The sequence below is a fragment of the Bradyrhizobium sp. SZCCHNR1002 genome (assembly GCF_032381435.1).
GTDB classification, from domain to species: Bacteria; Pseudomonadota; Alphaproteobacteria; order Rhizobiales; family Xanthobacteraceae; genus Bradyrhizobium; species Bradyrhizobium aeschynomenes.
Window position 1 is genome coordinate 690,161 of record NZ_JAUHIS010000003.1, and the last position, 14,281, is coordinate 704,441.

At 64.3% G+C, this 14,281-nt stretch carries 13 protein-coding genes; 5 read left to right on the forward strand and 8 right to left on the reverse strand.

The genetic code is table 11. From position 1 onward, the window contains the following. Positions 1 to 2 precede the first annotated feature (2 nt). Entirely contained in the window at positions 3 to 1,187 is a 1,185-nt protein-coding gene (locus QX108_RS19460) for a glycosyltransferase family 4 protein (RefSeq protein ID WP_315787246.1), read from the reverse strand. A 132-nt stretch (positions 1,188 to 1,319) separates the two neighbouring features. On the opposite strand from QX108_RS19460, the gene QX108_RS19465 reads away from it, so the two are divergent. Beyond that, positions 1,320 to 2,540, forward strand: coding sequence for a hypothetical protein (locus tag QX108_RS19465; RefSeq protein WP_315787248.1), 1,221 nt, complete (start codon positions 1,320 to 1,322; stop codon positions 2,538 to 2,540). 174 nt (positions 2,541 to 2,714) lie between these two features. After that, positions 2,715 to 3,626 carry an acyl-CoA acyltransferase gene (locus tag QX108_RS19470; protein ID WP_315787250.1) on the forward strand — a complete coding sequence of 304 codons (912 nt, stop codon included), beginning with the start codon at positions 2,715 to 2,717 and terminating at the stop codon, positions 3,624 to 3,626. 57 nt (positions 3,627 to 3,683) lie between these two features. Here QX108_RS19470 and gmd read toward each other — a convergent pair whose 3' ends face one another. Then, positions 3,684 to 4,775 (reverse strand): GDP-mannose 4,6-dehydratase, encoded by a 1,092-nt coding sequence (gene gmd / locus QX108_RS19475; protein ID WP_315723723.1) that lies wholly within the window; start codon positions 4,773 to 4,775, stop codon positions 3,684 to 3,686. 197 nt (positions 4,776 to 4,972) lie between these two features. On the opposite strand from gmd, the gene QX108_RS19480 reads away from it, so the two are divergent. Continuing rightward, positions 4,973 to 5,173, forward strand: coding sequence for a hypothetical protein (locus QX108_RS19480; RefSeq protein ID WP_315723724.1), 201 nt, complete (start codon positions 4,973 to 4,975; stop codon positions 5,171 to 5,173). Between the two features lie 126 nt (positions 5,174 to 5,299). Next, complete coding sequence (ipdC, locus tag QX108_RS19485) at positions 5,300 to 6,937, forward strand: indolepyruvate/phenylpyruvate decarboxylase (protein WP_315787253.1); 1,638 nt, start codon at positions 5,300 to 5,302, stop codon at positions 6,935 to 6,937. Between the two features lie 5 nt (positions 6,938 to 6,942). On the opposite strand, the gene QX108_RS19490 is transcribed toward ipdC, so the two are convergent. Beyond that, on the reverse strand, positions 6,943 to 8,091 hold the full coding sequence (locus QX108_RS19490) for a hypothetical protein (RefSeq protein ID WP_315787255.1): 1,149 nt from the start codon (positions 8,089 to 8,091) through the stop codon (positions 6,943 to 6,945). 312 nt (positions 8,092 to 8,403) lie between these two features. On the opposite strand from QX108_RS19490, the gene QX108_RS19495 reads away from it, so the two are divergent. Next, entirely contained in the window at positions 8,404 to 9,003 is a 600-nt protein-coding gene (locus QX108_RS19495; RefSeq protein ID WP_315787313.1) for a helix-turn-helix transcriptional regulator, read from the forward strand. Between the two features lie 126 nt (positions 9,004 to 9,129). Here QX108_RS19495 and QX108_RS19500 read toward each other — a convergent pair whose 3' ends face one another. The 5 genes from QX108_RS19500 to QX108_RS19520 all read right to left on the reverse strand — a co-directional run bounded on the left by QX108_RS19500 (position 9,130) and on the right by QX108_RS19520 (position 14,156). Continuing rightward, on the reverse strand, positions 9,130 to 9,375 hold the full coding sequence (locus tag QX108_RS19500; protein WP_172112836.1) for a hypothetical protein: 246 nt from the start codon (positions 9,373 to 9,375) through the stop codon (positions 9,130 to 9,132). 218 nt (positions 9,376 to 9,593) lie between these two features. Next, positions 9,594 to 12,146, reverse strand: coding sequence for a hybrid sensor histidine kinase/response regulator (locus tag QX108_RS19505; protein WP_315787257.1), 2,553 nt, complete (start codon positions 12,144 to 12,146; stop codon positions 9,594 to 9,596). A gap of 6 nt (positions 12,147 to 12,152) precedes the next feature. Next, positions 12,153 to 12,566 carry a response regulator gene (locus QX108_RS19510; RefSeq protein ID WP_172112834.1) on the reverse strand — a complete coding sequence of 138 codons (414 nt, stop codon included), beginning with the start codon at positions 12,564 to 12,566 and terminating at the stop codon, positions 12,153 to 12,155. 226 nt (positions 12,567 to 12,792) lie between these two features. Then, positions 12,793 to 13,182, reverse strand: coding sequence for a response regulator (locus QX108_RS19515; RefSeq protein ID WP_006614400.1), 390 nt, complete (start codon positions 13,180 to 13,182; stop codon positions 12,793 to 12,795). Between the two features lie 251 nt (positions 13,183 to 13,433). After that, entirely contained in the window at positions 13,434 to 14,156 is a 723-nt protein-coding gene (locus tag QX108_RS19520) for a Crp/Fnr family transcriptional regulator (RefSeq protein ID WP_315723744.1), read from the reverse strand. Between the last annotated feature and the right edge of the window lie 125 nt (positions 14,157 to 14,281).

A 14,281-nucleotide genomic window follows, 5' to 3' on the forward strand; every position in this document is an offset into this window, starting at 1 on the left:
CGCTATGCTTTGGCCGACACCGTCATCGCGGACTGGCTCGGCGCCCGTTTGGCTGCATCGATCTGCCTGAGCAGCTCGATATATTTCAGGCCGACCTCATCCCAGCCGTAGCTCCGCGCCGTCGCGCGCGCGCCGTCCCGGAGCCGCTGCAGCAGCGCGGGATCATCGAGCACGGCAGCGATCCTGGTCGCGATGTCCTCCGCGTCCATCCGGACACGAAAGCCGTTGATGCCATCGCGGAGGTAGTCCTCGATGCCGCCGGCCGGCGTTGCGAACACCGGCACCCCGCAGGCCATCGCCTCCATGCAGACCAGCGAAAAGGTCTCGTAGCTCGTCGGCAGGACGAACGCGTCGGCGGCGGAGTAGAGCGCGGGCATGTCGGATCGCGAGCCGGCAAAGATGAGCCGATCCTGCGCCTTGCGCGTCAGCTTGCGATAGGGTGCCGGATTGTCCGAGCCGACCACCAGCAGCCGGACCTCGTCGCCGAGCCGGTCGAGCGCGCCGACGACATGGGCCAATCCCTTGCGATGGAATTCGTGCCCGACGAACAGCAGCACGCGCGCATGCGTCGGAATGCCGAACTCGTGCCGGATCGCCTGTCCCGCCTTCTCGTCGCGGCTGAAGCGATGGAGATCGATTCCATTGGAGATGACATGAACGCGTGAGGAGGGAACACGATAGAAGCGCTGTAGCTCCGCGGTCACGCGCTCCGACACTGCGACGAAGGCGCGATAGCGAAGCCCGCCGATCATGAACCGGTCGCGCAAGGCCACCCAGAGATGCATGGGATTGAGCAGCCAGCGCCAGCTGCCGGCGGCACGCTTCTCGGCAAGGCTCTGCGCATTGACCGCGTGAACGATCAGCAGGTCGCCTTTGAGACTGTCACCGTGGCTGATGACGAGGGCGTCAGGATGATGCGCAAGCGCCCGGGTCGCTGCGAGCGTGAACAGCGGCACGACGACGGCGCGACCGATGTACCGGAAGAGCCCGCGGGTCGGAATCCGCGCAAGCCATGGCGCAACCCGCTCCACCCGGATCGACTGTTCGAGATTTTCAGCCACCGTGCTGGCCAGAACGACATTCGATAAACCATTCCGGCCGAAAACACGTGCAAGCTCGATGGCAACGGTTTCCACGCCGCCGGCATTGCTTATCTCTTGAACGACCTGGACGATCTCAAACGTCATTACGGACATCTACGGGACTAGACATTGCGACTTCGTTCCAATCTGCTGGTCATTAGCATAGTGCTATTAACGATTGGCTCGGCAACTCCAGGCGTTGCCGACGCTGTGAACGGTGCTGCGATCCGGTCTCTCATGGGCGGCGGCAATCTCGTCACGCATCTCGCCGGCAAGAGCACCCAGCTGTACCAGGCGCTGCATGGCGTCGGCGCCAGGATGGGCCGGATGGATTCCTATGGCTGGCGTACGCTCGCGCGTGTTCCGACGCCGCGGGATTTCGATGCGGCCATGCTCGAGGCGCACAGGAACGGCATCACGCCGCTGATCCTGCTCGAATATGAAGGCAGCTATCAAACCCTGAACCCGCCGCAGCCGATCGGGTCCTATCAGGACTGGTTTGCTGCGGGGCAGGCGATGGCGAAGCGGTTTCGCCCGGGAGGCGATTGGGGCCAGGAAAACGGCATTCCCGACTGGGGTGCAACCATCTTCACGGCAATCAACGAGCCCGACGTGCAGGCCTCGATTCCGCGCAAGGACTACCACGATGCGTTGGCGGGGCTGGCCGACGGTGTCCATAGCGTCGATCCGAAGCTGCGGGTCGTTCCCGGCGGCTTCGCCACCTGCAACTCGCATGGCGACGCGACGCTGCGCGGCTATGGGCCGGCGATTGCCGATCTGCTCGCGGACGGGCGGCTCGACGGGATCGATCTTCACACCTACTACAATGATCGATGGTATCCCATGACCAGGGGACGCGAGTTCTCGGTGCAGACCTGCTTCGATCGCGTCAAGCAGGCGATGGGCCTTCGTCGGGATGTCAACTTCTACACCACCGAGTTCAACGTCGCGCGCGCTGGCGCATGGGATAACGAGCAGGTGGCGGCCAGATTGTTTCTGAGTGCAATCTGGGATCAGCTCGCCGTGGTTGGGCAGGATGGTCGTTCGCCGGTTTCGGTGGTGGCTTTTCCCTGGAATCTCGGCGACACGCCGCGTGTCGATGGCCTCGCTTATGCGATGGCCAGCGGTGAGGATCCGTGGGTGCCCGAGGCGCGCAGCCTGGTCTTGAAGACGGTGCTGCAGCTCGCCGGCCACATGAGCATCGTGTCAATCGACCGGCAGCTCGCGCTTTATCGGTTGAGCGGCGCCGATGCCGAGCTGATCGTCTGGCAGAACATCGCCGGGTGGACCGATCGGCCAGGCCGCGCGGTCGAGATCGAATTGCCCGATTGGGCGCGCAGCCTCGAAGTGTGGGGATGGGACGGGCTGCAGCGTCGCATCGACGTCAGGCCCGGCCGCTTCTTCGTCGACGGGCTCAACGCCAACGAGACCTACATGTTTCGCGTGCCGCGGCCGTGACCGGCCGCCACGCCGCTGACGATGGCGGACGGCGGAATCCATGTCGCGCGTTAACGCGATGGTAATGACAGCCCGATGTGGTTCACTGCGGCACGCCGATTTTAGGCTAATTGCAGCGGTATCATCGCTTGCTGCGGCGAGCGCGCACAACGTTCTTGGTCGAGTAAATCCGGAATGCTGCCGATCAGAAGGACCGGTCTTGCGAGCGAGGGGGGTGCGCCGGCCCAGCCGGTCATTGGCGTGCGCATCCGCGAGATTGGAATGGCCGATCTTGCTGCAGTTGCTGCGTTGCTGACGCGCGGCTTCCCGTTCCGGCGTGAGGATTATTGGTTGCGCGGGCTCGAGCGCCACGCCGCCCGTCCACGGCCCGCGGGCTATCCGGCATTCGGCTATTGTCTCGACCATGGCGGCACGCCGGTCGGCGTCATCCTGCTGCTGTTTTCCGAAGTGCAGTGCGACGGCGCATCGATCGTCAGGGCCAATGTCTCCAGCTGGTATGTCGAGGCCGCTTTCCGTGCCTTCAGCTCGATGCTGGTTCGCGCGGCCACGCGCGACAAGAGCGTGACATACTTCAACATCACGCCGGCGCCGCACACCTGGCCGCAGGTCGAGGCGCAGGGCTTTTCGGTCTATTGCCGCGGCCAGATCTACGCGGCCCTGGCATTGTCACCGCCGAAGGCCGGAGTGACGATCGGCGAGTTCGCGGAGAGCGATTCAGCGGGGCTCTCCGCCTATGAGGCCGACCTGTTGCGGCAGCATGCGGACTGGGGCTGCCTCAGCATGGTCGTGCACGAGGCGGGCATCGCTTATCCGTTCGTGTTTCAGAAACACCGGGTCAAGAACTGGCTGCCGGTCCACCGGCTGCTCTATGTTCGGGACGTGGCCGATGTCGCCCGCTTTGCCGGCGCGATCGGACGGTTTCTGCTCCGTCGGGGCGGCCTGCTGGTGCGGCTCGATGCCAATGCGCCGATGACCGCGCTGGTCGGCTGGTACTCCGACCGGCGCGGCCGGAAATATGGCAAAGGACCACATCCGCCTGATCTCGGCGATCTTGCTTTCACCGAGGCTGCGCTGTTCGACGCATAGAGCAGTGACGCGGCAGAAACGTCACCAGGGAGCTCCGGCCGCCGATGTCCGCGCCCGTTACTCGTGGCGCGTGAAATAGCGGAAGCCATGCTGCTTGATCAGCTCGTCGCGCTTGGCCGATTCGAGATCTTCCCGCATCATCTCGCGGACCAGCTCCGCAAACGTCGTCCGCGGCACCCAGCCGAGCTTCTGCTTGGCCTTCGATGCGTCGCCGAGCAGGGTCGCCACCTCGGTCGGCCGGAAATAGCGCGGGTCGACCGAAACGAGGCACTTGCCGGTGGCGGCGTCATAGCCCTTCTCGTCGGCGCCGCTGCCTCTCCATTCCAGTGCGAGGCCGATCTCGTCAGCCGCCAGATTGACGAAGTCGCGCACCGAGTGCTGCACGCCGGTGGCGATGACGTAGTCTTCTGCCTCGTTCTGCTGCAGCATCATCCACTGCATCTCGACATAGTCGCGGGCGTGCCCCCAGTCGCGTAGCGCATCGAGGTTGCCGAGATAGAGATGGTCCTGCAGATCGAGGTGGATGCGGGCGAGCGCACGGGTGATCTTGCGGGTGACGAACGTCTCGCCCCTGACCGGTGACTCGTGATTGAAGAGGATGCCGTTGCAGGCATACATGCCGTAGGCCTCGCGGTAATTCACCGTGATCCAGTAGGCGTAGAGCTTCGCGACGGCATAGGGGGACCGCGGGTAGAAAGGCGTCGTCTCCCGCTGCGGGACCTCCTGCACCAGTCCATAGAGCTCCGACGTCGAGGCCTGATAGAATCGCGTTTCCTTCTCGAGACCGACGATGCGAATGGCTTCGAGCAGCCGCAGCGTGCCGAGCGCGTCGGAATTGGCCGTGTACTCCGGCTCCTCGAAGGAGACGGCCACATGGCTCTGCGCCGCCAGATTGTAGATCTCGTGCGGACGGACCTCGCCGACGATGCGGATGAGGCTGGAGGAATCCGTCAGGTCGCCATAGTGCAGCCGGAACGGCGGATCCGACTCATGCGGGTCCAGATAGAGATGGTCGATCCGATCGGTATTGAACAGGGATGAGCGGCGCTTGATGCCGTGGACCTCGTAGCCCTTGCTGAGCAGCAATTCGGCGAGATAGGCGCCGTCCTGACCCGTGACCCCGGTGATGAGCGCTCGCTTCTTGGTCATGAAAGGTCAGAACCCCGCTTGAATTTTCCCGGCAGTGTACCGTCTCGGCGATGGTCAATCCAGCTTGTAGCCACCTTGTGGGGTCGGTATCGACCGCGCGTTTTGCGCGCCGAATGCGGCGGCGGCGCTCCGTGACGGCGGACACAGTGCGAAAAGCCCCCATGGCCCATGGTCGCCGGCAACGGAGGAGGCGATCCATGTCCTACATGCTCGATCTGGTGCTGGCAGCGGCGCTGCTGTTCTTTCTGTTTCTGCCGATCACCGATCGCAGGACGGTCATGCTGAAGCTCGGCATGATGACTGCGGCGGTGATCCTGTTCGCGGCGGTGCTGGTCGCGCCGCATGCTGCCGCGCCGGCTGCCCCGTCGGCCCAGGCCCAGCTGGTCACGCGGAACTAGCGGCTCGTGATGTGGCGGCGAGCGTGTGGTGGAGGCGTCGGCAGAGGTTGAACGGCGGCGTGATTGGCAGCGCATCCCTGATCGTGTAGCACCGGCCGAACGCCACGCACACCCCGGAGGATCCGGATGCCCGCTCTGTCCCATGCGCTGCTTGCCGCTCTGAAGGATCACGGCGCGCGCGAGATCTTCGGAATACCCGGCGATTTCGTGCTGCCGCTGTTCAAGGTCATCGAGGAAAGCAGCATCCTGCCGAGCGTGACGCTCAGTCATGAACCGGCGGTCGGCTTCGCGGCCGATGCTGCGGCCCGCTATCATGGCGGGCTCGGCGTCGCCGTGGTGACCTATGGCGCAGGCGCCTTCAATGTCGTCAATGCCGTGGCGGGCGCCTACGCCGAGCGTTCGCCGGTCGTGGTCATCGCCGGTGCACCGGGCGCGCGTGAGCGCGTCTCCGGCTTCCTGCTGCATCACCAGGCGCGCACCGTCGACACCCAGCTCGCGGTGTTCAAGGAGGTCACCTGCGATCAGGCGGTGCTCAGCGATCCGGCGACAGCGCCGGCCCAGATTGCGCGCGTGCTGCGCAGCGCGAAGGAGTTGTCGCTGCCGGTCTATATCGAATTCCCGCGCGACATGGTCGATGCCGAGGTCGAGCCGGTGCGGCCGTTGCCCCCGCGCGCGGCCAATCGCGAGGCGCTGGACGAGTGCGTCGACGAGATTCTCGCGCGCATCGCCAGCGCCCAGCGTCCGGTGATCGTCGTCGATGTCGAAATCCGCCGCTATGGCGTCGAGGACCGGATCGCGGCGCTCGCGCGCAAGCTCGGCCTGCCGCTGGTCACCACCTTCATGGGGCGAGGCCTGCTCGACAACGCCGACGACGTCGTCGCCGGCACCTATCTCGGCGCGGCCGGCAATCCGGCCATCACCCAGCTCGTCGAGGATGCCGATCTCGTGCTGATGCTCGGCGTCATTCTGTCGGATACCAATTTCGCGTTGTCGAACCGGGCGCCGGATCCCCGCCGTATGATCCTGGCCGCCAGCCGCGAGGTGCAGATCGGGCATCACGCCTATCGCGACATGCCGCTTGGCGATCTCATCGACGCGCTGGAGGCGCGCGCCACGCCGCGGGCGACCGCTGCGGGCCTCCTCCGGCAACGCTCGACCTATCCTCGCGGTCTTGCGGCGGACGACCTGCCCATCGCGCCGTCGGACATCGCAACCGCGATCAACGACATGTTCGACCGGCATGGCCGGATGCCGATGACCTCGGATATCGGCGACTGCCTGTTCACGGCCATGGAGATCGACAACACGGCGCTGGCGGCGCCGGGCTATTACGCCGGAATGGGCTTCGGCGTGCCCGCCGGAATCGGCGTCGCCTCCACCGGCCTGCGGCCGCTGATCCTGGTCGGCGACGGCGCATTCCAGATGACCGGCTGGGAGCTCGGCAACTGCCGCCGCTATGGCCTCGATCCCATCGTCGTGCTGTTCAACAATTGCAGCTGGGAGATGCTGCGCGTGTTCCAGCCGGAGTCGCGCTTCAACGATCTCGACGACTGGCACTATGCCGAGATCGCCAACTCCATCGGCGGCACCGGCGAGCGTGTCACCACCCGCGCCGAGCTCGTGGCCGCGCTCGAGCGCGCCGTGCATCGGCGCGGGCGCTTCTCGCTGATCGAGGTGATGCTGCCGCGCGGCAAGACCTCGGACACGCTGGCGCGCTTCGTCGCCGGCTTCAAATCGGCTCGCGAACGGATGGCCAATGGGTGAGTCGATCAGCCAGTTGCCGAGCGCAGCGCTGTCTTGATGGCGTCGCGGCCTTTCCAGGCGATGTAGGTCAGGCGGTCACCGAACGAGCGGTGGCTGCGCAGCCGGTTGGAGCCGAGCACGTGTCCGACCTCGTCCGGGAAGCGCTTGACCTCGTCCTGGACCATCTTGGCCGTGTTGCTCATGATCACGCTCAGACGATTGCCCCAGTCCGACTCCTCGATCCTGTCGATGCGAACCTGGATGGCATATTCGATATCATAGATGTTGGTCAGAATTTCCTTGGCCGTCACGACGCGGTTGTTCTTCAGGGCAACGCGTAGCGCGAGGCGCTTGTCCTCGAGCTGGTCGAGCACCATCGGCACGGTCATGGCGTAGGGCGCCGTGATCACGTCGGCGACGTTCTTGGAGCGCGCCGCCTTGGTCGCCAGACGCATCACCTGCCAGGGCTCCTTCAGGCGCTTGGCAACCAGCGTCAGCGCAAAGGGCACGGCCTCAGGCTCTTTCTTGCGTAGGCCGTCGAGCAGCAGCGCCATCTTCTTGACCTGCGGGTCGTCGAATTCCGCGATCCTGTCCGGCAGCGAGTCGGCAAATTTCGCCAGCTCCTCGCGGGCGCGCAGCGCCTTCATCAGCTTGACGACGTCGTCGAACACAGACGGAGAGGCCGTGTAGGCCTTGAGCTTGTCGCGAACCTGCTCGATGCCGTCGGCTCGCCCCAGCGTACCTTCCAGGGACTTCGTCACCTTCGTCTGAAACGCGCTCGCGGTCTTGAGGATCTCGCGCTGCTTGTCGGCCGCGATCAGGTCCCTCATCTGCGCATTGTAGTCGCGGGCCATGGTCGGGAGCAGGTCGCGCGAAATCCATTCCCAGATCGGCGTCAGCGAACCGCGGGCAATGCGGCCTTCATTGGCATGCTCCGGCGAGCCGTCGATGAGAAGCTGCTCGACCGGCATGAAGAAGTAGCGCGACGGATTGATGGTGCGATGACCGCCGGCGCCGTTGTTGCGGATCTCGGCGCGCAACCGGGCCTGGAGATCGGCCGACCCGGGCATGTCGACGCCGCTCAGCTCCAGTCGTTCGAGCTCGCTGAGCAGACAGCTCCGCGTCAACGGCGACAACCGCTGCAGGAATTCCCAGATCCGGTCGACCGGTCCCATGGCGTATCCGGCTGTCTGCTCGAGGTCTCAACGGCTCGTCTCGACGGACGAGAACGGACGCATCGAACCACGAAACAGTTGGTGCCAAATTAATATCCGTAAATAATGGTCGGTATGCACGATGGAGTTGATAGCCCGCGAAGACGGGACATTCTGGGAGCCGAACAAGCCCCTGACGTTCTGGGTTAACTTTCTCGAATTACAACTCTTGAGAGAAAATATCGACGGTCGCGCGAGTTGGCCGAAATATCCCGTATTGTTACGGTTTCGGATGTTAACCATGTTAAAGCCGCGGTTGCGCCAGAATGGGGCATGCCACAGCTCAGCAACAGCCTTTCTGACGATCGCGCCGTTCCGGTTCCGGCCACGAAAGTTAACGACCATGGTGTCGCGGTGGCCCGTGAGGGCGCGCTCGCGGCGGAGCCCTGCGATGATCAGGACTCACTCGCGCTGGCGCGCCAGCTCAACGGCTCGCTCACGGCCCTGATGCTCTACATGGGCGAGATCAAGCAGCGCAGCGACGAGATTGCCCGTAGTCCCGGTGAGCGCCGGCACGTGCAGATCGTGGTCGACAACGCGCTGCTGCAGACCGAGCGTGTGTGCGCCCTCGTGAACAAGATTTCCGGTGCGCAGGGCCAGTTCGGTCCGCTGTCGCGCACGGGCTCTGCGCGTGATCAGGAGCAAGCGCCCGCTGCGTCCATGCGCTCCGGCCGTGCCAGCAAATCGCTGACCCCGCGCGAGCGCGAGGTTCTGAAGCTGATCAGCGATGGCCATTCGAACAAGGAAGGGGCCTTGCGGATGGGCATCAGCCCTCGCACCTTCGAGAGCCACCGGGCCGAGGCCATGCGCAAGCTCGGCGCACGCAACACCGCCGAACTGGTCCGCGCGGCGCTTCTCAACCAGATCGGATGATCGTCGGCGCGGGGGCGGGGCGCGCCCGTGCAGCGGGTTGAGCTCGTCGCCATGTGCTGACGTACCGCGCCGAGATCCCGATCAGGTCCGTTGCACGAACGGATCGGGGGCCGGCTCCCAGTATGATCAGAAATAGTCCTCTGCGAAAGGACGAACGCGGGAGGTCGGCCGCAGCGGCGCCTGGGCCTTTGGCGGCGTCGGCACGATGGTAATGGTCCAACGCGGCGGTACGCTTGCTTCCTTTTCCATCACGGAACGGACGTGGCCGGTGATCGTCGCGCCACCGGATTTCACGGTCGCGGTCCGGCCGTTGAACTGCGCAATTCGGAAACGCCTGACTTCCTTCTGGTCGGCGGTTTCAAAAGTAAACATGGGACACATCTCCTATGTGACCGCAGTCTCGCAGCTCATGATTAGTTGATTGTGAAAATCGTGAGCCGTAGAAGTACGGCGTCAACCCATTGGTAGGGAATATGAAGATCGCGTTCTGCGAATCTCGCCCATGAACGCCCCGTTCGCCATCTCGGCCTCGTCTCGGCGACGACGAACGCTCGATATGCGCCGGCGTGGTGCCGTGGCTGAGCGTGCGTTCAGTACTGCAGCTCCTGGGCCCTCGCGGCGGAGTAGGCGGCGTCGATGTTGTCGAGCAGCTCGGAGTATTCCCTGGAAGAGAGGCGCGGTGCACTCTTCTCCAGCGCAAGCGCATATGTCGCCAGACGCCTGTAGCCGAAGGTCCCGGCGGCGCTCTTCAGCGAATGCGCCTCGCGGCCGATCTTGATGCGGTCGCCATCCAGCGACAGCTTTCGGAACAGCTTCAGCCGCGCGTCCGTCTCGCTGAAGAACACATCGCGGATCTCCTGCGCGGCATCGTCTCCGATCTCTCCGACCAGCTCCGCATAGGCCTCGCGATCGAGCGCAGGCTCGGGAGCAACCTCCGTGTCGGCAGAGAGGTCGGCCGGCCTGGCGTCCTGCTCGGCCGGCACCAGCGGAGCTGTGTCGGACGCCGCCATCTCCACGACCGGCGTGGGGGCCGGCAGCACGCGCAGGATGGCTTCCACGAGCGCCTTCTTGCGCGCCGGCTTGACGACGAAGTCGTTCATGCCGGCTTCGCGGCAGGCGCGGATGTCCTCCATGAATGCGTTTGCGGTGAAGGCGATGATCGGCACGTTGGAGCGGCGCTCGCCCCGCGCACGAATGGTCCGGGTCGCCTGGAAGCCGTCCATCTCGGGCATGCGGACGTCCATCAGGATCAGGTCGTAGTTGAAGCGGCTGGCGGCGGTGACGGCCTCGGCGCCGTCGCACGCCGTGTCGGTCTGGATGTCGAAATCCTTGAGCATCTTGGTGGCGACGAGCCGATTGGTCGGATTGTCGTCGACCACCAGCACGCGCAACGGCCTGCCGAACGCCGCGATGCGGTTCTGCAGCGAGGCGTAGATGCTGTCGTCGTTCTGCTCGGGCACCGCCACGGCCTCGGCGATCGGCAGCGTCAGGCGGAACGAGAAGGTGGAGCCGCTGCCCAGCGTCGAGGTCACCTTGATCTCGCCGCCCATCTGCTCGGTGAGGCGCTTGCAAATGGCGAGCCCCAGCCCGGAGCCGCCGAACCGCCGGCTGATCGAGTTGTCGGCCTGCACGAAGTTCGCAAACAGCGAGCCGATCTTGTCGGCCGCGATGCCGATGCCCGTGTCGGTCACGGTCCACTCGACCGTCGCCTTCTCGTCATCCTTTTCGATGCAGCGCGTGGTGATGGCGACTTCGCCCGACGATGTGAACTTGACCGCGTTGGACACGAGGTTGAGCAGAATCTGACGAATGCGGCCGGCATCGCCCACCAGTGCCGGCGGCACGGTGGGATCGCTGACGTTCCTGAGCTTCAGATCCTTGGCGGAGGCGCGCGGCCCGATGATGCTCAGCGTGTTGTGGACCAGGGCTTCCGCGGAGAATGCGATGTCCTCGAGCGACAGCTGACCGGACTCGAGCTTGGAGAAGTCGAGGATGTCGTTGAGGATCTCGAGCAGATTGTCGCCGGCATTGTGGATCGCGACCACCGAGCGGCGCTGCTCCGGGTCGAGGTTGGTTTCCAGCAGCGTGGTGGCAAGGCCGAGCACCGCATTCATCGGCGTGCGGATCTCGTGGCTCATCATGGCGACGAAGGTGGATTTCGCGGCATTGGCCGCCTCGGCCGCTTCGATCAGGTGCTCGTGGCGTTCCCACCAGCGCGAGATGAGGACCGCCGCGGCGAGCACGGCCATTGCGCTCACCAGCGACACGAGGACCAGCAGCGTGGCCATGGCGCGCCAGGCCTTCAGGACGTCGTGCTCGAACACCGACACCACGATCATCGCGGGATAGTTGGGCAGCATCCTCGCCGCCCGCAGGCGCATCTCGCCCGTCCTGGCGGAGGGCTCGCGCAGCACGCCGCCGGCCGACAGCGCGCGCTGCCCGAAGCCGGAGGTCGGCTTGCCGATCTCGCTCGTGGGCGGGAAATGGGCGAGCAGCGTGCCATCCTCGCGGACCAGCGACACGGCGGCTTCGAGACCGAGCGCGGTGGAGCCGAAGAAGTTCTCCAGGTAGGGCACGGACATGGCGCCGAGCATCATGCCCATGAACTCACCCTTCGAATCGTCCAGACGTCGGGCGAAATAGATGTTCCAGGTGCCGTCGCCGCGATTTTGCACCGGCGTGCTGACGAAGGTCTGCAGCGCCGGATCGCCCTTCAGCGCCTTGAAGTAGTCGCGATCGGCGATGTTGACGTCGGGGATCGGCCAATAGCGGGAGAAGTTCAGGAGCTTGCCTTGTGCGTCGATCAAGGTGACCGCATCGATCTGCGGCAATCCGGCGATCTTCTCCTTGAGCAGGAGATGCGTCTGGTGATCGGAGGCGACCTTGCGGTACGCCGCGGCGTCGATGGCGCCGCCGCGCGCGAGATAGTCGCGCACGCTGGTGAGCACGAGGTCGACCGACTTCACCGAGCGGTCGGCATTCTCGGCGAGAGTAAGACTGTGTCGGCTGAGGTCTTCCTCGGCGTGCTGAAGCGCGTTCTCGCGCAGATTGGTCAGGAAGAACAGGTTGCTGCCGGCAATGACGCAGATGAGGATGAGCGCGATCGCGGCAGGCGCCCCCAGAAAACGTTTCTTGTTGCTCATTGTCAGCTACCAGCCCGCCGCTCTGACCAGCCTCTGGCGGTCGGTGTCGTGTGCGATCTGCTTCAGCGTCTGTCGGAGCAGCGTCAGATTGATCGGCTTGGAGAAGGGGGGATAGACGTTCAGTTCGAGAAAGTTCGCGATGCGGACAGAGGCGTAGAGCGCGTCTTCCTCGGACGCGCTGATGATCAGCACCGGACCACGAAATTTCAGCTCCGCGAGGCGATCCAGAACCTCGGTGCCGGATCGCTCGCCAAGCGAGAGATCGAGCGTCACGCAGTCGAAATGTCTCTTCTGCAACACGGCGGACGCAGCGTCGACCGAGTTGACGCCGGTCGTGTTGAAGCCGGCCTGAGCCGCGATCTTCCGCAGAATGGACAGATGCACTTCGGCATCTTCGATCACGAGGAGTTCGTTGCGCATGAATTCCCTGTCCCGTTGCCGGCTTGGCGCGTTATCGGCAAGCACCGTTTTGTCTAACGGCCGGCTCTGACCCCCTCGTAAATTTTGGTTTCCGTACAACTACGGAGCAGGAGCGCACGAGCACGCGATAGGCGCAGGGGCCTCGGAGATCCCGAGGCCTGGTCGCTCAAACAAACGGCCGGACTCCCGGTCCGGCCGCTGGACATCGCATTCCGGAACGCTCGTGCTATTCGGCCGGCCCGAACACGGCTTCCATCTTGGTCTTGAGCGTCGCGGCGTTGAACGGCTTGACGATGTAGTTGCTCACGCCGGCCTTCTTGGCGGCAATGACGTTCTCGGTCTTGGATTCGGCCGTGATCATGATGAACGGCGTCTTCGACAGCTCCGGACTGGCGCGCACCTCGCGCAGCAGGTCGTAGCCGGTCATCGGTTCCATGTTCCAGTCGGAGATCACCAGGCCGTACTTCTTCGCCTGCATCTTGGCGAGCGCGGCCGATCCATCGCTGGCGTCGTCGACGTTCTCGAATCCGAGCTGCTTCAGCAGGTTGCGGATGATCCGAATCATAGTGGCGTAGTCATCGACCACCAGGATCGGCATCGACAGATCAAAGGCCATGTCATTACTCCGCGCGTTTGGTCAAAAGCCGAACACGGGCGAGATATATCAGCACGAACATTATTCGACGCTTCTTGGAACTCGCGCTCGTCAGCACGTCGACAATTATCAGCGCCCGTTGAACAGCGCGTTAATTCCGTCGGGGCGAACGGGGGCGATCATACCATGAGCCGTAGTTGTACGGATTCCTCCGCGAGGCGGTCCGGCCACAACCGGCAGGCGAGCGAGGCTGCCCGAAGAGGCAAGGCTGCTCAGGGCAGACAGCGCGGGCGGACCAGCTTCTCGTACTGGCCTTTGACGGCGCCGTAGCATTCGCAGGCCGTCTTCTTCAGGCCCTCCAGGTCGATGATCTCGATATGGCCGCGGCTATAGTGGATGAAGTCCGCCTGCTGCAGCGTGCTCGCCACCAGCGACACGCTGTTGCGTCGCGCGCCGATCATCTGGGCCAGCGATTCCTGGGTGATGTAGAGCTTGTTGCCGCCCGAAAGATCATGCGTCTGCAGCAGGCAGCGCGCCAGCCGCGACTCGACCGTGTGGGCGGCATTGCAACCGGCTGTCTGCTGGCTCTGCACGTAGATGGCAAGCGCATGCCGCAGCATCTGCGAGCGGAAGGTTGCGCTTTGCTCGGCCGCGGTCCGCACCCGATCGATGTCGACGACGGAGGCGATGCCGGGCACGAGAACGGCCGCAGTGTTGAGCACCACCGGATCACCGCCAGCTAGCAGCGACATGCTACCGAAGAAGCTGTCGCGTCCGATCATGGCGACCTGAACGCGCTCGCCGCGCGCGAGGTTGACGACGAGCGAGATGACGCCGCGATGGGGGAAGTAGATGCGCGAAAGCTTCTCGCCGACCTCGGCGAGCACCGAGTCCTGCACGAGATCGACGGTCCGCAGATAAGGGCGGATCAGCTCGAAATCGTCGTCAGCCAATGACGACAGGAAGCCGTTCGGAGAACGCAAGCTGGGGTCCAAAGCCATCTCCTGCATTGCAGTCACAGAGCCTCTCGGATCTCAATGCACTCATGGTTCCATAAAGCCGCGTCCAGGCCGCTGACAAGAAAAATTACCAGGTAAGATTCCCAGTAACAGTGGTTGGT

What these genes read in the sequence shown, in the direction of transcription:
- QX108_RS19460 (WP_315787246.1), bottom strand. Translation starts at nt 1,187, where the DNA reads ATGACGTTTGAGATCGTCCAGGTCGTTCAAGAGATAAGCAATGCCGGC.
- QX108_RS19465 (WP_315787248.1), top strand. Translation starts at nt 1,320, where the DNA reads ATGGGCGGCGGCAATCTCGTCACGCATCTCGCCGGCAAGAGCACCCAG.
- QX108_RS19470 (WP_315787250.1), top strand. Translation starts at nt 2,715, where the DNA reads ATGCTGCCGATCAGAAGGACCGGTCTTGCGAGCGAGGGGGGTGCGCCG.
- gmd (WP_315723723.1), bottom strand. Translation starts at nt 4,775, where the DNA reads ATGACCAAGAAGCGAGCGCTCATCACCGGGGTCACGGGTCAGGACGGC.
- QX108_RS19480 (WP_315723724.1), top strand. Translation starts at nt 4,973, where the DNA reads ATGTCCTACATGCTCGATCTGGTGCTGGCAGCGGCGCTGCTGTTCTTT.
- ipdC (WP_315787253.1), top strand. Translation starts at nt 5,300, where the DNA reads ATGCCCGCTCTGTCCCATGCGCTGCTTGCCGCTCTGAAGGATCACGGC.
- QX108_RS19490 (WP_315787255.1), bottom strand. Translation starts at nt 8,091, where the DNA reads ATGGGACCGGTCGACCGGATCTGGGAATTCCTGCAGCGGTTGTCGCCG.
- QX108_RS19495 (WP_315787313.1), top strand. Translation starts at nt 8,404, where the DNA reads ATGCCACAGCTCAGCAACAGCCTTTCTGACGATCGCGCCGTTCCGGTT.
- QX108_RS19500 (WP_172112836.1), bottom strand. Translation starts at nt 9,375, where the DNA reads ATGTTTACTTTTGAAACCGCCGACCAGAAGGAAGTCAGGCGTTTCCGA.
- QX108_RS19505 (WP_315787257.1), bottom strand. Translation starts at nt 12,146, where the DNA reads ATGAGCAACAAGAAACGTTTTCTGGGGGCGCCTGCCGCGATCGCGCTC.
- QX108_RS19510 (WP_172112834.1), bottom strand. Translation starts at nt 12,566, where the DNA reads ATGCGCAACGAACTCCTCGTGATCGAAGATGCCGAAGTGCATCTGTCC.
- QX108_RS19515 (WP_006614400.1), bottom strand. Translation starts at nt 13,182, where the DNA reads ATGGCCTTTGATCTGTCGATGCCGATCCTGGTGGTCGATGACTACGCC.